At 74.4% G+C, this 17,543-nt stretch carries 15 protein-coding genes; 7 read left to right on the top strand and 8 right to left on the bottom strand.

The window, feature by feature from the left end:
• Nucleotide 1: 1 nt before the first annotated feature.
• The 3 genes from ACIBZJ_RS09370 to ACIBZJ_RS09360 are packed head-to-tail and all read right to left on the bottom strand — an operon-like array spanning nucleotide 2 to nucleotide 4,006.
• The gene (locus ACIBZJ_RS09370) at nucleotides 2-985 is read right to left on the bottom strand and encodes an ABC transporter permease (RefSeq protein WP_395927369.1); all 984 of its coding nucleotides are present in this window, start codon (nucleotides 983-985) and stop codon (nucleotides 2-4) included.
• A gap of 1 nt (nucleotide 986) precedes the next feature.
• Nucleotides 987-2,576, bottom strand: a complete 1,590-nt coding sequence (locus tag ACIBZJ_RS09365; protein WP_395927367.1) for an ABC transporter substrate-binding protein — start codon at nucleotides 2,574-2,576, stop codon at nucleotides 987-989.
• Nucleotides 2,573-4,006, bottom strand: a complete 1,434-nt coding sequence (locus ACIBZJ_RS09360; protein WP_395927365.1) for a serine hydrolase domain-containing protein — start codon at nucleotides 4,004-4,006, stop codon at nucleotides 2,573-2,575. Before ACIBZJ_RS09360 ends, ACIBZJ_RS09365 begins: the two co-directional genes overlap by 4 nt.
• A gap of 150 nt (nucleotides 4,007-4,156) precedes the next feature.
• Here ACIBZJ_RS09360 and ACIBZJ_RS09355 point away from each other — a divergent pair, with 150 nt between their 5' ends.
• On the top strand, nucleotides 4,157-4,894 hold the full coding sequence (locus ACIBZJ_RS09355) for a VanZ family protein (protein WP_395927363.1): 738 nt from the start codon (nucleotides 4,157-4,159) through the stop codon (nucleotides 4,892-4,894).
• 276 nt (nucleotides 4,895-5,170) lie between these two features.
• On the opposite strand, the gene ACIBZJ_RS09350 is transcribed toward ACIBZJ_RS09355, so the two are convergent.
• From ACIBZJ_RS09350 to ACIBZJ_RS09335, 4 genes are read right to left on the bottom strand one after another with little or no spacing between them, the layout of a single operon-like run.
• Entirely contained in the window at nucleotides 5,171-6,436 is a 1,266-nt protein-coding gene (locus tag ACIBZJ_RS09350) for a molybdopterin-dependent oxidoreductase (protein WP_395927361.1), read from the bottom strand.
• Nucleotides 6,409-7,056, bottom strand: a complete 648-nt coding sequence (locus ACIBZJ_RS09345) for a methyltransferase domain-containing protein (RefSeq protein ID WP_395927359.1) — start codon at nucleotides 7,054-7,056, stop codon at nucleotides 6,409-6,411. The genes ACIBZJ_RS09350 and ACIBZJ_RS09345 overlap by 28 nt, the downstream gene beginning before the upstream one ends.
• Nucleotides 7,053-7,727, bottom strand: coding sequence for a DUF2064 domain-containing protein (locus tag ACIBZJ_RS09340; RefSeq protein WP_395927357.1), 675 nt, complete (start codon nucleotides 7,725-7,727; stop codon nucleotides 7,053-7,055). The genes ACIBZJ_RS09345 and ACIBZJ_RS09340 overlap by 4 nt, the downstream gene beginning before the upstream one ends.
• Nucleotides 7,724-8,383, bottom strand: a complete 660-nt coding sequence (locus tag ACIBZJ_RS09335; protein WP_395927355.1) for a glycosyltransferase family 2 protein — start codon at nucleotides 8,381-8,383, stop codon at nucleotides 7,724-7,726. Before ACIBZJ_RS09335 ends, ACIBZJ_RS09340 begins: the two co-directional genes overlap by 4 nt.
• A 132-nt stretch (nucleotides 8,384-8,515) precedes the next feature.
• Here ACIBZJ_RS09335 and ACIBZJ_RS09330 point away from each other — a divergent pair, with 132 nt between their 5' ends.
• The 3 genes from ACIBZJ_RS09330 to ACIBZJ_RS09320 are packed head-to-tail and all read left to right on the top strand — an operon-like array spanning nucleotide 8,516 to nucleotide 11,590.
• Nucleotides 8,516-9,880, top strand: coding sequence for a hypothetical protein (locus ACIBZJ_RS09330; RefSeq protein WP_395927353.1), 1,365 nt, complete (start codon nucleotides 8,516-8,518; stop codon nucleotides 9,878-9,880).
• Nucleotides 9,877-10,584, top strand: coding sequence for a response regulator transcription factor (locus ACIBZJ_RS09325; protein ID WP_395927351.1), 708 nt, complete (start codon nucleotides 9,877-9,879; stop codon nucleotides 10,582-10,584). Before ACIBZJ_RS09330 ends, ACIBZJ_RS09325 begins: the two co-directional genes overlap by 4 nt.
• Nucleotides 10,577-11,590 carry a sensor histidine kinase gene (locus ACIBZJ_RS09320; protein ID WP_395927349.1) on the top strand — a complete coding sequence of 338 codons (1,014 nt, stop codon included), beginning with the start codon at nucleotides 10,577-10,579 and terminating at the stop codon, nucleotides 11,588-11,590. Before ACIBZJ_RS09325 ends, ACIBZJ_RS09320 begins: the two co-directional genes overlap by 8 nt.
• Before the next feature lie 51 nt (nucleotides 11,591-11,641).
• Here ACIBZJ_RS09320 and ACIBZJ_RS09315 read toward each other — a convergent pair whose 3' ends face one another.
• Nucleotides 11,642-12,694 carry an NAD-dependent epimerase/dehydratase family protein gene (locus tag ACIBZJ_RS09315; RefSeq protein ID WP_395927347.1) on the bottom strand — a complete coding sequence of 351 codons (1,053 nt, stop codon included), beginning with the start codon at nucleotides 12,692-12,694 and terminating at the stop codon, nucleotides 11,642-11,644.
• A 215-nt stretch (nucleotides 12,695-12,909) separates the two neighbouring features.
• Between ACIBZJ_RS09315 and ACIBZJ_RS09310 the strand changes: the two genes are divergently transcribed.
• Genes ACIBZJ_RS09310 through ACIBZJ_RS09300 form a run of 3 tightly spaced genes read left to right on the top strand, consistent with a single transcriptional unit; the run spans nucleotide 12,910 to nucleotide 17,539 of the window.
• A complete protein-coding gene (locus tag ACIBZJ_RS09310; protein WP_395927345.1) occupies nucleotides 12,910-14,781 on the top strand; it encodes a hypothetical protein in 1,872 nt (623 codons plus the stop codon).
• Entirely contained in the window at nucleotides 14,778-15,629 is an 852-nt protein-coding gene (locus ACIBZJ_RS09305; RefSeq protein WP_395927343.1) for a hypothetical protein, read from the top strand. The genes ACIBZJ_RS09310 and ACIBZJ_RS09305 overlap by 4 nt, the downstream gene beginning before the upstream one ends.
• On the top strand, nucleotides 15,623-17,539 hold the full coding sequence (locus tag ACIBZJ_RS09300) for a protein kinase (protein ID WP_395927341.1): 1,917 nt from the start codon (nucleotides 15,623-15,625) through the stop codon (nucleotides 17,537-17,539). Before ACIBZJ_RS09305 ends, ACIBZJ_RS09300 begins: the two co-directional genes overlap by 7 nt.
• Nucleotides 17,540-17,543 lie beyond the last annotated feature (4 nt).

Below are 17,543 nucleotides of genomic sequence, written 5' to 3'. Positions count from 1 at the left end.
GTCAGCCCTCCCGGATCGTCGAGCGGGGATCGAGCAACGCCAGGAACACGTCCACGACGAGGTTGGTGAGCAGCACCCCGACGCCGTAGACGAGGACGATCGCCTGCACCACCGGGTAGTCCTTGGTCAGGATCGCGCTCACGATCGTGCTGCCGAGCCCGGGCCAGGCGAACACGTTCTCGACCAGCACGGTGCCGGCCACCATCGCGCTGAGCAGGAGCCCGCCGACGGTCAGGGCGCCGGTGACCGCGTTGGGCAGCGCGTGGCGCAGGTAGATCGACCGGGCCGGCAGCCGCTTGGCCCGGGCCGTGCGGACGAAGTCGGCCTCCAGGACCGACGTCATCTCGACCCGGACGATCCGGGCCAGGATCGCGGCCGGTCCGATCGCCAGCGACAACACCGGCAGTAGGTACGCCGCCGCGGTGTCGTTACCGGCGATCGGCAGCCAGCCGAGCAGGATCCCGAACACGTACACCAGCGCGACGCCGATCAGGAAGTCCGGAACCGTCGCCACGACCGTGCTGCTGGTGGTGAACGCGACCTCGGTGCGGGATCCGTGACCGCGCCGGGTCAGCACCCCCATCGTGACGCCGAGCGGGATCGCGATCAGCACGGCCGCGAGGAACGCCAGCACGGCCAGCGTCAGCGTCGCCGGCAGCCGCTGGGCGATCACGTCGGAGACCGGCAGCCGGGACGCCAGCGACGTGCCCAGGTCGCCGGTCAGCAGGCCCTTGACGTAGTGCAGGTACTGGACGGCGAGCGGGTCGTTCAGCCCCAGGGCCTCCCGGCGCGCTTCGACCAGTTCCGCCGGTGCGGTGGGGCCGAGCGCGCCGCGGACCGGGTCGCCCGGGATCAGGTGGATCATCGCGAACGACGCCGTCAGCAGGACCCACAGCGAGACCAGCAGCCGGCCGAAACGACGCACGCCGAAACCCACCCACGGGCTCACCGTGGGCAGGTTGCGGACGGTCAGGGCAGCCGACACGCTATTTCGCCAGCATCCGGATGCTCGTCGGGACCAGGCCACCCGGCGTCTCGAACTTCGCCGCCTTGCCGAACGTCCGGAAGTTCGTGCTGGCGAACGGGACGATCGACGCCCGGGCGATCAGGCCGGACTCGGCGTCGAGCCAGGCCTTGCACCCGTCGGTGCCCGGGATCGCCATCGCGGCCTTGACCGCCTGGTCGTAGACGGGGTCGGAGATCGCCGCGAAGTTCGTGCCCTTGGGTGCGGCCGCGCCGGAGAGGAACGGCACGAGCTGGTCCGGGGTGTTGACGTGCAGCGGCACCCAGGCCACGTCCCAGTCTCCGGCGCCGAAGAGCGTGCCGGTCAGCGTCGTCTCGTTCTGGGCCTTCGCGGTGGCGGTGACGCCGACGGCTTTCCACTGCTTGACCGTGAGCTCGGCCGCGGCGTCGCTGCCGCTTCCGGTGGTCTGGTAGAGCATCGTCAGCGTCAGCGGTTTGCCGGCCTTGGTCCGGCGTCCGTCGGCGCCCCGCGTCCAGCCGGCCTGGTCGAGCAGGGCGCCGGCCGCCTTGGGGTCACTGGCGGGCAACGACGACTTGATCGAGTCGCCGGGGCAGGCGATCGGCACGTTGTCGGCCAGCGTCGTCGCCGCCGTGCCCTTGCCCGAGGTGAGCACCTTCTGCAGCTGCGGGAGGTCGAGGGCCTGGGTGAGCGCCAGCCGGACCTTCGGGTCCTCGGTGACCCGCCCCTTGGCGTGGTTGTACCACTGCTCCCCGACCAGTGCCGGGGTGGTGGCCGAGAACAGGCCCGCCTTCTCCAGCCGGGCGGCGTCGGGACCGAGGATCTGCGAGGCGCTCAGGCCGCCGGAGAGCAGCAGGTTCGCCGCGGTCGTCTCGTTCTGCACGATCTTGACGACGACGGTCTTGGGCATGCCCTTCGTCGCGGTCGTCGCGCCGTTCGGGCCCCAGGTGTACCCGTCGCGCAACTGGTAGGTGTAGTGGTCACCGGGTGCCACCTCGACCAGCGTGAACGGCCCGGTGCCGGACGTCGTCTTGGACAGCGCGGCGCGGTTCTTCATGCCACCGGCGCACACGATCGGCAGGCTCGCCAGCCCGTTCAGCACGAACGGCGACGGCTGGGCCAGCGTGAGCGTCACGACCCGGCTCGCGTCGTCGCCGGTGGCCTTGGATCCGGCCGGCAGGAAGACCCCGAGGAACGGGCTGCTGTTCTTCGGGTTCGCGACGTAGTTGATGTTGGCCGCCACGTCGGACGCGGTGAGCGCGGCGCCGTCCGAGCAGGTGATGCCCTCGTTCAGCGTCAGCGTGACCGCGGTGCCCTTGGCGTCCCAGCTCTTGGCCAGCGCGGACTGGACCTCCCCGGTCTTGCCGTCGACGCTGACCAGCGAGTCGTAGGCGAACTGGCTCACGGTGAACAGCGACGTGCCCGCGCCGCCCTGCGGGTCCAGGGCACCGGGATCCTGCGCCAGGCCGAGGGTGAACGTGCCGCCCTCGATCACCGGCGCCGTCCCGGTTCCGCCGGTACCGGACCCGCCCGAGCAGCCGGCCAGCGCCAGCGTCAGGCACAGGCCGTAGGCGGCCGCAGTCGTCAGTCTCATGCTTCTTCCTTTCCGGAGAGCACGGTCTTTCCGGCCGGCACGGCCGTTCCGGCGCGGCGGATCGCGCGCCCGAGGTGGAGGTAGAGCGCGTGGCCGGTGCCGTCGTCGCCCAGGAACGCGTGCGGCACGTACATGCCACGGTCCGGCTCGACCGGGATCAGCATGTCGTCGCGGTACGGGACGAGCTCGGTCCGTTCGGCGCGGCCGCCCATCTCCTCGAAGAACCCCTTGGGGACCTGTTCGATCCAGATCCTCCGGTCCTCGTCCTGGCTGACCGTGAGCTCGAAGACCTGCGCCGAGTACGTCCCGAGGAACCGCTCGGCGTCGATCTGCCCCGGCTCCGCGGGCGGCGTCGGCGCCGCGGGCAGTTCGACCCCGGCGAGGCGGCCGAGTACCCGCCCGACCACGTCCTTGTAGAGCGACATCGCGTCGCCGCCGTTCGTCAGCAGGACGACGGCCACCCGGGCGCCCGGGACCATCCGGAGGAACGCGGCCTGCCCCACCGTGTTGCCGTCGTGGCCGATCAGCGTCCCGGCCGGGAGGTCGAACCGCTCGAAGCCGAGGCCCCAGGACGAACCCATCAGGCCGAGCTCGGGCAGGTCGACCTGCCAGTCGTGCATCCGCGCCGCCGTGCCCGGCGCCAGTACCTGCGCGCCGCCGGCCGCTCGTCCGTCGTCCAGATGCATCTGCGCGAACGTGAGCAGGTCGCGCGGGCGCATGGAGAGCATCGCGCCGGCCGGCGCGTTGGAGCGCGCCATCGCCCAGACCGGCGCCGGGACGTAGCCCGCGCCCCGTTCCAGCTCGACGTGTCCCATCGCGGCACGGAACCTGATCGCCTCGTAGGCGTCGGTCGCGGCGTGGGTGAGCCCGAGCGGGGTGATCAGGTACTCCCGCAGGCAGGCGTCGTAGTGGCGGCCGCGCAGGACCTCGACCAGCCGTCCCAGCACGCAGTAGCCGGCGTTGTTGTAGGAGAACTGCTCACCGGGCGGGAACAGTTGCGGCACGTCCTGCAGCGAAGCGACGTACTTCTCGAGGCAGTCGTCGCCGAAACCAGTGTCGAGGAAGATGTCGCCCTCGAACCCGGCGGTGTGGTTGAGCAACTGCCGGATCGTGATCCGCGCGGCGGCCCGCTCGTCGGCGATCCGGAAGTCCGGCAGGTAGTCCCGGATCGGCCGGTCGAGTTCGACCAGACCCTCGTCGACCAGCTGCAGCACCAGGGAGCTGGTCCAGAGCTTGGTGATCGAGCCGATCTGGAAGACCGAGTCGGGCGTCGCCTCCACCCGGGTCTCTTTGCTGAGCAGCCCGGCGGCGCCGTCGATCACCTCGCCGCCCTGTGCGACGGCCCATCCCGCGGCGGGGACGTCGTACTTCTCCAGCAGCGGGGGAAGCTGCTCGTCGAGCCAGGCCCGGAGGTCACCAAGATCGCCCATGCGAGGGGATGGTAGGGATCCGCGGCGGCACGCTGTTCGTCGTGGACGACAGGTTTGCCCCTCGGGCTGGTGGTGACCGACCAGATCTATCGCGGGCGTATCGGAAAACGCGTACGCCGCCGCAACCGGCCCCGGTCTGGAATAGGAGGGATGAAATACCGGGTCACGCTCTTCGGTCTGACCGCGCTCGGCGTGGTGTACGGCGGGTTCGTGCTGCGACGGATGCTCTGGATGCCTGCCTCGCAGTGTCTGGCCCTGCAGTGGCGCGGCTGCCTCGGCACCGAGAACGGCACGGTCCTGATGACGCTGGCCGGGCTGCCGCCGGCCGCTCTGCTGGTGTGGGTCCTGGCTCGTCGCCGGGGGTGGCGGGACCCACTGGCCGAGGTCGGGATCGTCTACGGGACCGTGCCGTGGCTGTGGCTGACGCTGATGCCGGGGCCGGGGGCCGGCGTCGTCCCCGGCCGGGTGAGCTTGGTCCCGCTGCACGACCTGGCCACGATGGGCGTGCTGGGCATCGTCGGGAACCTGCTGGTCTTCGCGGCACTCGGATGCTTCGGCCCGCTGCGGTTCGCGGCCCTGGCGTCGGTGCCGCGGATTCTGGCGCTCGGCGCGGCCTGCTCGATCCTGGTGGAGACCGCGCAGTACGTCTTCCGGCTCGACCGGGTGTCGTCCGTGGACGACGTTCTGGTCAACACCGCCGGCGCCGTGCTGGCCGGTCTGGCGTCGCGGCCCTGGTGGCGGACCCGGGCCGCCGGGCCCGGCGGTGGAGCCGGTACCCGACCACCACGGCGACGGCCGCCCACACGCCGGCGACCACCAGCAGAGTGCCCAGACCGTAGTTCAACGGCAGCGCCGACGGCACGTCGGGCCGACGTCCGGCGCCGGTGATGAACGGCGCCTCGACCAGGACGAGGACGCCGGTGACGAGCGCGCCCGCCTGCACCGGTCCGCGGGCCACCGGCGGCACCAGCCGGGCGAGCGCCCAGCCCGCCAGCACGACGAGGGGCGCCAGCACCAGGTCGTGGGCGAGCGCGGAGCCGAGCCAGAACCGCAGCCAGCCGCGCAGCGCCCGGGCGCTGAGACCGGTCAGGATCCCGTAGGCGCCGTAGCTCGCCGCGGCCAGACCCAGGACGGCCAGGACGGCGCGGATCGCTCTCATCGGCGTCACCGGGCCCGGGCGGTGATCGCGCCCACCCATTTGGTCTGCAGCACGCCGGGCCGGTTCGGGGCGATCAGACGGCAGGGGTAGCCGTGGTCGAGGGCCAGCGGTTCCCCGTTCAGCCGCAACGCCAGCAGTGTCAGCGGATCCCGCGCGAAGGCCGCCGGAAGGACGCTGCTCCGGTAGGTCCCGGCGCGCTCCAGTGACTCCACGACGATCTCGGCGTCCGCGTCGGCACCGGCGTCGTCGAGCAGGTCGGCGAGGCGCACGCCGGTCCAGTGCGCGCTCGCGCTCCACCCCTCGACGCAGGCGATCGGCAGCTCGACGTGGTGCTGCGGACGGGCCCGCAACTCGGGCAGCGCGAGTTCCAGCCGCCGGGTGCCGGTCACGACCAGCCGGTAGCCGGGTTCGAGTGCGGTCCGCCCCACCCCGGCGGCGGTCGCGGATCGATTGACCGGCAGGCCTTGCGGGCCGAGGTGCGGGCGGCGCGGCGCGAGCAGCGAGATCCGGCTCAGCGGCGCGATCGTCTGCCCGGCGGTCGCCAGCGTGAGGATCCCGACGGTGGCGCCGACCGAGGCCAGCAGGCCACGCCGGGTGAGGCCACCGCCCTCCCCCGGTGACCCCGGCACGGGCGTCTGCGCCAGCACGGGCGTCTGCGCCGGCGCGGGCCCGGGCTCGGGCTCGGGCTCGGACGCGGGCGAACGGAGGGCACGGCGGACGACGGGGAGCTGCGCGCCGATGTGGACGAGCAGGGCGCCGCCGGCCAGCCACGCCGTCCAGTAGTGCGCGGAGGGAAAGCCGAAACCGAAGGGCACGTACCACCTGGCGGTGTTCAGCACCCCGCTGGCCAGCTCGAACACCGCGCTGGCGACCAGGACGAGCAGGCCCGCCCGGGAGAGCGCGTGGGCCGGGTCGCGCACCGGCGGCCAGCGGAACAGCGCCGGGAAGACCGACCAGAGCTTGACCAGCAGCAGTGGCACCGCCGCGAGTCCGGTCGCCACGTGGAGCCCCTGGGTGACCCGGTAGAGCCAGACCGGCCGGGTGGGCCAGACGAACCACGACGCCGGATGTTGCAGCTCGTGGCTGATCAGACCGGTCACCAGGCAGATTCCGAAAGCCAGGCCGAGCCAGACCCCGAGCCAGGAGGTGAGCCGCTCCGACCGCAGCCGGGACGGGAACGCCCCGGGTGCGAACGGTCCGCGGCGCAGGCGGGCCGGAGGCGGCGGGATCGGCCGGCGCCAGATCAGCCGTGGGTGAGAACCGCGAACCATCGTCCGCTCTCCTCCCAGGTGTCGGCCGTGTGCAGCCCGGCGAGGGCGGCGACCCGGGCGGCGGCGTCCGCGCCGACCTCGGCCCACGGGAACCATTCGCTGTGCCGGTCGCCGGACTCCAGGCGGATCCGCCCCCGCCGGCTGCGGCCCGGGGCCGCCCATTCCACGAGCACCCGGCCCCCGGCGCCGATCACCTCGGCGGTCCGGCGCAGCACGCGTCCCGGGTCGCCGCCGATGCCGACGTTGCCGTCGGCCAGCAGCACGACCGGCCAGCGTCCCTCGCCGGGCAGGCGCGCGTACAGCGACCGGCGCAGTGCGACCGCCCCCCGGCGGCGCGCCGACGCGACGGCGGCCGGCACGATGTCGACGGCCAGCACCGGTCGCCCCCGGGCGGCCAGCGCGGCCGCCAACCGGCCGGGCCCGCAGCCGGCGTCCAGGGTGGGGCCGCCGCAGCGGTCGAGCAGACCGCGGTCGCCCGGGCACTCGGTCGCGTACCAGTCGTCCAGGCCCAGTGGTGTCGTGCTGCCGTCCTCGGTCCGCACGAGGAGGGAGGGCCGGCGGCCGGCGGCCAGCGCCCGGATTCCCTCGGCGTAGAGCCGGGCGGCCGTGGTGGCCGTCATGCGGTCTCCAGGGCCGTCAACGACTCGGCCATCCGGGTCCAGGCACCGGCGAACCGCGTGTCCGGGGCCAGCGCGGCCACCTCGCGCGCGCTCTCGGCGGTGTCGACGTCGGTCGCGGGCGCCGCGTCCGCGACCCGCAGTCCGGCCGACCGCAGTGCGGCCCGGGTGTCGGCTCCGGTCGTCGGGGTCGAGGTGGCGACCGCCGCCAGGACCTCGGCGTGCCGGGCATCCCGGAGCGCCAGCACCCACCAGCCCCCGTCGGTCGCCGGTCCCAGGACCGCGTCCGCGTCGGCCAGACCGGCGACGACCGCGTCCAGCCGGTCGGCGTCCACCTGCGGGGTGTCCATGCCGACGAGGACCGACGCGAGCCCGGGGTGGGCGGTGTCGGCGAAGGCGGCCGCCAGCCGCGCGCCGAGCGGGCCCGGACGCTGCGGCACGACCCCGAAGCCGGCGTGCGGGAGACCGGCCGCGAACCGGGGCGCGTCGAGCACCAGCAGACGTCGCCGGGCGGCGCTGCCGCGGACGGCGTCGAGCGTGTCGAGCAGTGAGGCGTGTGCGAGCTCGGCCGCCTGCGCCGGCGTGCACGGCGGGCAGAGCCGGGTCTTGACCCGGCCGGGAACGGGCGCCTTGGCCAGTACGAGCGCCTGGAACGGCACCGGTCGGGCGGTCATCGGGCCAGCACCCGGCCCATGTCGAGCACGGCGCGGGCGGTACCGGCGGCGGTGCCGGTGACCTTGGAGTGGCTGCCTGCGGTCCGCGGGCCGTACCGGACGTCCACCTCGGCCAGGCGCCACCCGGCGGCGGTCGCGGCGGTGACGGTTTCCAGCGGGTAGCCGAACCGCCGGTCCTGCAGGCCGAGCTCCAGGAGCCCGGCGCGCCGGGCCGCGCGCATCGGCCCGAGGTCGTGCAGCCGCACGCCGAGGCGTCGGCGCAGACGCCGGGCGAGCACGGCGTTCGCCCAGCGCGCGTGGACCGGCCAGGCCGACCGGGACACCGGGCGGCGGCGCCCGAGGACCAGATCGGCGGCGCCGTCGCGCACCGGCTCGACGACGAGCGGCAGCTGCGCGGGGTCGAGCGAACCGTCCGCGTCGCAGAAGCAGACGATGTCCGCGGTCGCGGCCTCCAGCCCCGCGTGCGCGGCGGCCCCGTAGCCGCGTACCGGCACCGGGACGACGACCGCTCCCAGCTCGGCGGCCAGCGCCGCCGAGCCGTCCGTGGAGCCGTTGTCGGCCACCACCGCCCGGTAGCCGACCGGCAACCGGCCCAGCAGCCAGGGCAGGGAGAGCACCTCGTTCAAACACGGGAAGACCACGTCCACGTTGTCCATGCCGTCCGACGCTAGGGCCGCTCCGACCAGCTGATTCTTACGGTTCGCGAACGTCCGCCCGAGTTCTTACGGTTCGCGAACGGCTCGCGGTGGGGCGCACCCGGCGGCGGGCTGCGGGCCTACCGTCGGCTCGTGTCTCTGCTCACTCGACGTCCGGCCGAACCCTCACTCGAGGCGGACCGTTCCGGCGACCGGCTCCCGGCGCTCGTGGGTCTCGCCGCCGGGCTGCTGGTCGTCGGCGTCGCCGCGTGGGGAGCGGCGCTCTCGGCCCGTGGCGTCCATCTGCATCTCGCCGGTGGGCAGCCGCTGACCGGCCGCTTCGCCCCCCGTCTTCCGGCCCTGACCGTGCTTCCCGTGGCCGTGGGAATCGCCCTGGTCGCGGGCGCCCCGTGGGCGGCCGCGCGCTGGCCGTGGCGGCGCCTGGCGGTCGGGAGCGGGGTCGCGGCGGCGGTCTGGGCGGTGGCGCTGGCTCTGGTGGACGGGCCCGGAGCGCTGGCCGCACCGCTGACCACGGAGTGGGAGTACCTGCGCGACGTGCCGCGGGTCGGCGCGCTGGGGCCGTTCCTGCACGGTTTCACCGACCACGTCCTCGGCGGCTCGCCGGGGTTCCAATGGGTCACCCACGTCTCCGGGCACCCGCCGGGCGCGCTCCTGGTCTTCGCCGCACTCGACCGGGTCGGGTTGCACGGCGGTGGCTGGGCCGCGGCGCTGTGCATCGCGGCCGGTGCGTCCGCCGTGCCTGCCGTTCTGGGGACGACGCGCATCCTCGGCGGCGAACCGCTCGCGCGCCGGGCCGCGCCGTTCCTGGTGCTCGCGCCGACCGCGCTGTGGGTGGCGACGTCGGCCGACGCGATGTTCTCGGGCGTCGCCTGCTGGGGTGTCTTCGCACTGGCCGGTGCCGCCTCCCGGCGCGGGCCCGGGGCGGACGCCCTGGCCGTGGCCGGCGGCCTGCTCCTCGGCGGCCTGCTGTTCCTCTCGTACGGGCTCGCGCTGGTCGGCGTCCTGGCCGTCACCGCGGTCGTGGCGCAGCACCGGGTACGCCCGCTGGTGATCGGCGGGCTCGCGGTGCTGGCCGTGGTCGCCGCGTTCGCGGCCGGTGGCTTCTGGTGGTACGACGGCTTCGTCGTGGCGTCCGCGCGGGTCCGCGAGGGTCCGGCGTGGATCGAGCGGCCGACCGCGTACTTCCTCGTCGCCGACCTGGCCGCGGTCGCGCTCTGCGCCGGTCCGGCCGCGCTCGGCGGTCTCGCGGTGACGCTCCGTTCCCGGCGGCGCGCGGTGATCGCGGCCGCGGTGATGCCGCTCGCGGCCGCGGGCACGATCGTGCTCGCGGTGGCCACAAACCTGGCCAAGGGCGAGGTGGAACGGATCTTCCTGCCGTTCACGATCTGGCTGCTCGTCGCCGCGGCCGGTCTGCCGGCCGCTCGGGCCCGAATCTGGCTGGCGGTGCAACTCCTCGTCGCACTCGGCATCCAGCTGGGGTGGATGCTGAAGTGGTGAGTACCGAGTCCGCGCCGCAGCGTGTCCTGGTCGTCGACGACGACCCGACGGTGAGCGAGGTGGTCGGCCGCTACCTGCGTCGAGCCGGATTCGTGGTCGACCAGGCCGCCGACGGGCCCGGCGCGCTCCGCGCCGCCGCGAAGCACCCGCCGGACCTGGTCGTACTGGACCTGATGCTGCCCGGACTCTCCGGCCTGGAGGTCTGCCGTCGCCTGCGGGCCGGCTCCGACGTGCCGATCGTGATGCTCACCGCGCTGGGCGACGAGACCGACCGGGTCGTGGGGTTCGAGATCGGTGCCGACGACTACGTCACCAAGCCGTTCTCCCCGCGCGAGCTGACGCTCCGGGCCCAGTCGATCCTGCGCCGGGTGAACCGCGGCGACGGAGCCCAGACGCTGCTCTCCGACGGCGGTCTCCGGCTGGATCCGGGATCCCGGGAAGTGTCTCTGCACGGGTCGCCGGTGCCGCTGACGCTGCGGGAGTTCGACCTGCTCGCCCACTTCCTGCGCCATCCCGGCCGGGCGTTCAACCGCGCCGAGCTGCTCCGGCAGGTCTGGGGCTGGGACGTCGGCGACCAGGCCACGGTGACCGTCCACGTCCGCCGCCTGCGGGAGAAGATCGAGCCCGATCCGACCTGTCCGAGCCGGATCCAGACCGTCTGGGGAGTCGGCTACCGCTACCACCGGAGCGAATCCGATGCCTGATCTGTTCGTGGTCGCCGGCCTGGCCGGCGGTTCCGCCCTCGTCGTCGGTGCTCTCGGGCTGCTGGGGCTTCGTGCCCTGCGCGGCCGGTCGATCACGGCCCACCTCTGCCTGCTGCTGGCCGTGAGCGTGGCCGCGGTGGTCGCCGCCGTCGTCGTGGTGGCCCAGGCGATGTTCCTGAGTGGTCACGACCTGGGTGTGCTGATGGTCGTGGTGGCGATCGCCGCGACGGTCAGCCTCGCGCTCTCGGTGCTCGCCGGAGCCCGGCTGGCCCGGGCCAGCGTCTGGGCGGCGGAGGCCAGGGACCGGGAACGTGCTCTGGAGCACAGCCGCCGCGAGGTCGTCGCCTGGGTCTCGCACGACCTGCGGACGCCGCTGGCCGGCCTGCGGGCGATGGCCGAGGCCCTGGAGGACGGGGTCGTCGACGAACCGGAGTCGGTGGCGGGTTACCACAAGCGGATGCGGCTCGAGGTCGACCGGCTCGCCGAGCTCGTCGACGACCTGTTCGAGCTCTCCCGGATCAACGCCGGTGCGGTACGGCCGGGCAGCGCGGACGTGTCGCTCGGCGAGGTCGTGTCGGACGCGGTGTCCGGGGTGGCGCCGGTCGCGCGGGCGAAGGGCGTCCGGCTGACGGCCTACCGCGGTCCGTACGGCGTCGTACGTGGCAACGAGGCCGACCTCAGCCGGGTGCTGGCCAACCTGCTGGTCAACGCGGTGCGGCACACTCCGCTCGACGGCCAGGTGGTGATCGCGGGCGGGCAGGGCTGGGTCGCGGTGAGCGACGAGTGCGGCGGGATCCCCGAGGGCGATCTCCCCCGCGTCTTCGACCTGGCCTTCCGGGGCGAGGCCGCGCGGACGCCGAGCTCCGCCGACGATCGCCTGCGCTCCGGCGGTGGGCTCGGGCTGGCCATCGCCCAGGGCCTGGCCGAGCAGCACGGCGGCCGGATCGACGTGGTCAACGCGGGCAACGGCTGCCGCTTCACGGTCCGGCTGCCCGCGGACCGCTGATCCCGCCTGCGGGCGGCCACGCCGGCCGCCCGCAGCGCCTCGCAGCGTCGTTCAGCCCCGCAGCGGGGCGGACGCGAACTCGGTGACGCCCTGGACGAAGGGCATCTTGGCGGTGAACCCCAGTCGCAACTCGGCCCGCTCGGGCGAGGCCACGACATGGCGGACGTCACCGAGCCGGAACTGGCCGGTGACCACCGGCGCCGGACCCCCGAACGCCCCGGCCAGCACCGACGCCATCTCCCCGACCGTGTGCGGATCGCCGGAGGCCACGTTGTAGGCCTCGAGCGTCCCCGGCGTCGCGAACGGCAGCGAGTTGAACGCGGCCAGGTTCGCCGCAGCGACGTCCGTGACGTGGACGAAGTCGCGCAACTGGGCCCCGTCCTCGAACACCCGGGGTACCTCTCCGGCGGCCAGCGCGGAGCGGAACAGCGCGGCGACGCCGGCGTAGGGCGTGTCCCGGGGCATCAGGGGCCCGTAGACGTTGTGGTAGCGCAGGGCGATCGCCTGGGCACCGGTCTCCCGGGCCCAGGCCGCCGCGAGGTGCTCCTGGGCGACCTTGGTGGCCGCGTAGGTGCTGCGCGGGTCGAGGCGGGCCGATTCGGCGACCCGGCCGGGCTCGAGCGGGCGGTCGCACTCCGGGCACGGCGGCTCGAACCGGCCGTTCTCCAGGTCGCTCGTGTGGCGGGCCGACGGAGCCACCGCCCCGTGCTCCTGGCAGCGGTAGGCGCCCTCGCCGTACACGACCATGGAACTGGCCAGTACCAGCCGCCGGACGCCCGCGTCCGCCGCCTCCGCCAGCAGGACCGCGGTACCCAGGTCGTTGTCGCCGACATAGAGCGGCAGGTCGCTCGCGCCGACGCCGAGACCGACCCGAGCGGCCTGGTGGATCACCGCCACGGCGCCGCGCAACGCGTCCGCCACCCGGGCCCGGTCCCGCACGTCCGCCCGGACGACCTCGTAGCCGGCGATCTCCGCCGGTGCACCCCCCGGGTGGAGGTCGGGGTCGAGCCGGTCGAGGACCACGGGTTCGTGACCGGCCGCCGCGATCGCTTCGACCACGTGTGACCCGATGAAGCCGGCACCGCCGGTGATCAGAATCCGCATGAGAGGACCCTAGGTAGCTTCCGGCCCGCGGCGGCGGCCTGCGCCGCAGACGTTAGCGAATGGTCAGATTTCGGCCGGCTGCCCGCTGCCCGGCCCGTGGTGCGTGAGCGAACCGTGAGCCGATCGTGAGTGGAGTGTCGGAACATCACCGCTCGGTTTGTGTCAACGGGCTGCGATGAGGCAGCTGTTCCGCCTCGTGCGGAGAAGGGCGCCTGGTGTTCGCGATCTCGAGGACCGCATTCGCGCGGCCCACCCCTTGGCGCCGCGCGGGTCTTGCGGCCGTCGCGCTGGCCATCCTGGCCTTCCTCTGCTGGTCCGGTGGGCCCGATCGGGCCCTCGCGGCCGAGTCGGCCTGCCCCAGCGGCGCGACGTTCGTCAACAACCACTGCGAGGAGCCGCCGGTTCAGGCCTGCCCCTCCGGCACCACGAAACAGCAGGACGGCCAGTGCTCGACGCCGGCCCAGCCCCGGTGCGCCGTGGGGACCCTGCGCAACGGCGTGTGCGAGCAGCCGGCCACGCTCAACTGCCCCCCGCCGACCACACCGGACGGGGCGAATACCTGCTCGATCCCGGCCACCGCGGGGTGCCCGGAGGGCGTCACCGAATCGGACGGCGGCTGCCTGTTCCCGACGAACTTCGGCTGTGACATCGGCGTGCCCGGGGACGGGCTCTGCATCACGCCGGCCGAACTGGCCTGCCCGGACGGTTTCTCTCCGCACGACGGGCGGTGCGAGCAGCCGCTGGGCGAGACCTGCAGCGGCACCCCCGACACCCAGGACGAGCTGAACGCGCTCTGCGTGGTGGACGGGACGAAGTCCTGCCCGGACGGCTTCGACCTGTCCGAGAACTCCTGTGTCGCATCGGGTGGCGAGCCGAACTGCGAGACCGGGACGCCGGTGGTGCAGGACGGCAACGCCTTCTGCCGGGAACCCGGGGAGACGTCGTGCCCCGAGGGCACGACCGCCGACGGCAACCGGTGCGTGGCGCCGCCCACGTTCACCTGCGCGGCCGGCGATCGGCTCGAGGGGCAACTGTGCCTCCACGACCCCGAGGTGTCCTGCCCGGCCGGTACGACGCTCGTCGGGAACAACTGCGTCGGCCCCCCGGTGCCCACCTGCACGCGCGGTGTGCTGAGCGGCGGTCACTGCGTGACCGGCCCGAGCTGCCCGGACGGCACGACGCTGACCGGGGCCGGGACGTGTGAGCCCGCGCCGGCGGTCTGCCCGGCCGGAACGGTCCGGGACGAGGCCGGGCGCTGCATGCCTCCGCAGGTCCCGGTCCCACCCGTGACCCCCGCCGACCCGGGAACCCCGGCGAACCCGGGCACACCCGCAGACCCCGGCACACCCGCAGACCCGGGCACGCCGGCAGACCCGGGCACACCCGCTGATCCCGGCACACCGGCAAACCCGGGCACGCCAGCAAACCCGGGCACACCGGCCGACCCCGGCGCACCCGCTGATCCCGGCACGCCCGCTGATCCCGGCACGCCCGCCGGCCCCGGAGCGCCGGCCGCGCCGGGCAAGCCGGTCACGCCGGTACAGCCCGGAGCCCCCGGCGGGGCGACCGACCCGGGTGCCCTGGTCACCGGAGCCGACTGCCAGGGCGCCGGGTGCCAGTACGCGGCCTGCCCCGCGGGCACCCGGCAACAGCCGCAGGGCGACTGCGTCGCGCTACCGGCCGACGTCGATCCGGCCGACACGTCGGCGCCGGCCCCCGCCCCGAAGGCCGGTCAGCTGCTGGTCGCGCCCGACCTGGTCACGGTCGGCGACTCGGTCATCGCCCGCGGCGCCGGGTGCGCACCCGGCCACACGGTCATCCTGACCGCCGACGGCATCGAGATCGGACGGACGGTCGCCGACGCCCGGGGCAACTTCACCACGACCGTGCAGTTCGACAGCTTCCGGATCGGCGAGCGCAAGGTCACCGCGGACTGCGGCCCGATCCTCGTCACCACCGTCAGCATGGCCCAGGTCAGCTCCGACGGCTCGACGTCCCAGACCTACGTACTGCTGCTGTTCTTCGCGCTGGCCGCATTCGTGCTCGTGCGCCTGCAGTACGGCGCAAACCTGGAGGCACAGCGATGACCAGGCGGATCCTGCTGGTCCTGGCAGCGGTGGCCGTGCTGCTCGGTGCGGTCCCCTCGGCCGCGGTCGCCCGGTCGACGGTCACCCGGTCGGCCCGGTCCGAGGTGCGGCTGGACGCCACCGTCAACGGCACCCGGCTCCGCGACCCGATCGCGATCCACCCCGACCGGCTCGTCACGGTGCGGGTCGCGGTGCGCAACGACTCCCCCGAGACGCTGCACGTCCGCTCGGTGCGGCTGTCCGGGGCCGTGCTCGGCCTGGACTTCTTCGTGTTCGAGGCGGCGACCCGGCTCTCGATCCCGGCCGGGCAGACCCGGCAGTGGACGATGGAGATCCAGGTCGACTCGCTGGAAGGCCAGGCCACCGGTCTGCTGCCCCTCTCGCTGACGCTCGTCGACGAGGACCGCGACACGATCGGCACCGTCGAGGGCACCGCCGACGTGCACGCCTCGGTGATCTCGGCCTACGGGCTGTTCGGCCTGGGCACGCTCGTCGTCACCGTCCTGCTCTGGGCGGCCGTGCTGGTCGCACTGGCCCGCCGGCGGCTCCCGGTCAACCGCGCGATGCGCGGCCTGCGGTTCGTGCCGGCCGGATTCGGGCTCGGGCTCTCCACGGTGATCGGGCTCTCGGTGCTGCGGATCACGGCGCCGACCACGGCGTCGGAATTCGGGTATCTGATCGGGCTCGCGGCCGGCGCGTTCGTGCTCGGCTACCTCACGCCGACCCCTCGGCCCGGTCCGCCGCGGCCGCCGGCCGCCGTGGCCGCACCGGCTTCCGACCCCGAGCGCACGCAGCCCGCCGGCGTCGGCGCCCCGGAGCGGGTTCCGCCGCAGGAACGGCGGTGGTAGACCCCACCGACCGGGCCGACGAGGCCGACCGGGCCGAACTCGCCGCGCTCCTACCCGGCTACGACATCCAGGGCGAGCTCGGGCGGGGGGCGTTCGGCACCGTCTACGCCGGGGTCCACCGGGAGCTGCGCCGGCCGGTGGCGATCAAGCAGCTCGCGGCGGAATGGGCCGCCGACGCGGACACCCGGACGCGGTTCGCGGCCGAAGGCGTGCTGCTGGCGATGCTCGAGCACGACCACATCGTCCGCGTCTACGACGCCCGGCACACCAGCGGAGCCTGCGCGCTGGTCATGGAGCGTCTCTCCGACTCCGGGCTGCAGGAGCGGTACCGGCGCGGTCTGACCGCGCCGGAAGCCTGCGGGACCGTGCTGGCCGTGCTGGCCGCCCTGCACGCCGCCCACGGACGACGGGTGCTGCACCGCGACATCAAGCCCGGCAACATCCTGTTCGACCGGGCCGGGCGGCCGAAGGTGGTCGACTTCGGAATCGCGGCGATCCTCGGCGGCGACCGTACGGTCACCAGCACCGACGGGCACACGATCATCGGCACTCCGCGGTACATGTCCCCGGAGCAGTTCACCGGCGAGGGGCTGGGCCGGTCGACCGACGTCTACACGACCGGCGTCGTCCTCTACGAGTTGCTGACCGGCCGGGCTCCGCACCGGCCGACGGCCGAGTTCACGCTCCTGGCCGAGCAGCGGCTCCTCCGGCCACCGGATCCGATCGGGCCGGACGTTCCCGCGGAGCTGGCCGCGGTGCTGTACCGGGCACTGGAGACCGATCCGGCCGACCGGTACCCGACCGCGGAGGCGTTCGGTATCGCGCTGGCCGAGGCCGCCACCACGGTCTACGGCGGCGGATGGCTGCCCCGCTCCGGGCTGCTGGTGACGCTCGGCGAGCCGGTCGCCGAGGCGATGACCCGGACCGCACGGCGACCGGCCGAGCTGCCGACGGTCCGGGTGACGCCGCCGGGCTGGGCCAGGACGAGGGCGAGCATCACGTCGCCCGGCCCCACGGCAGCAGCCCCCACGGCAGCAGCCCCCACGGCGGCAGGACCCACGGTCGCGGGGCCGACCCAGCCGCAGCACAGGCCCGGGACCTGGGACCGGGCTGATCCGGGCCGGTCGGCACCGACCCGGGCCAGTGCCACGGTCCCCGGCCGCCCCCCGGACGTTCCGCGGGCACCGGCGCGGCGGCTCGGTCGGCGGACCCTGTCCGGGCCGGCCGCGGTGGGGTGCGCGCTGCTGCTGGTCGCGCTGGCCGTGCTGGCACCGGGCGCGGGCCGCCCGGCCGACCGCGCGAGCCGCCAGCCGGTGAGCCTGACGCCGGGCGCGACCGTGGTCGTCCCGGCCTGGGTCGACCTCTCCGAGCCGATCCCGATCCGCGTGGACGACGCCGGTCCCGGCACCTACCACGTCGAGCTCGACGTCTCCGTGCTCGGCCGGCACCTGGGCCGGGCGGCCAGCGACCCGCACCGGGCCACCGGACGGGGCGAGTGGAACACCAGCGTCCTGCTCGAGTCGTGGGTGCGGTGGGCCGCCGGTGGCGTGCTGACCGGCCGGCTGAGCCTGGTGCGGACGGGCGGGACCGAGCCGGCGGCCAGCACCGACGTGCTGCTGCTGCCGGTGCAGCCACCGATCGCCAGCCTGATGGGCGGCGGCTCGGTGCTGGTGATCCTGTTCGCTCTCGCCTACCTGCAGTCGCTCGCCGCCGGCGTGCGGCGGGGCGAGTCGATGGTCGTCGCCGCGGTGGGCGCGGGTGCGCTCGGCGCGGTGGCCGGGCTCGGCGTCTGGATGGCCGCCGCGGTGCTGCACCGCAGCGAGCTGCTGCCGCCGGTCGGCGTCGGGTGCGCGGTGCTGGGCTTCGGAGCGTTCTGCGCCGCCGTGCTGAGCGTCCGGATCAGAGCGTGACCCG

The sequence above is a fragment of the Cryptosporangium sp. NPDC051539 genome, assembly GCF_044454545.1.
In the GTDB taxonomy this organism is placed as follows: Bacteria; Actinomycetota; Actinomycetes; order Mycobacteriales; family Cryptosporangiaceae; genus Cryptosporangium.
This window is presented reverse-complemented; position numbering and strand designations above follow the sequence as displayed.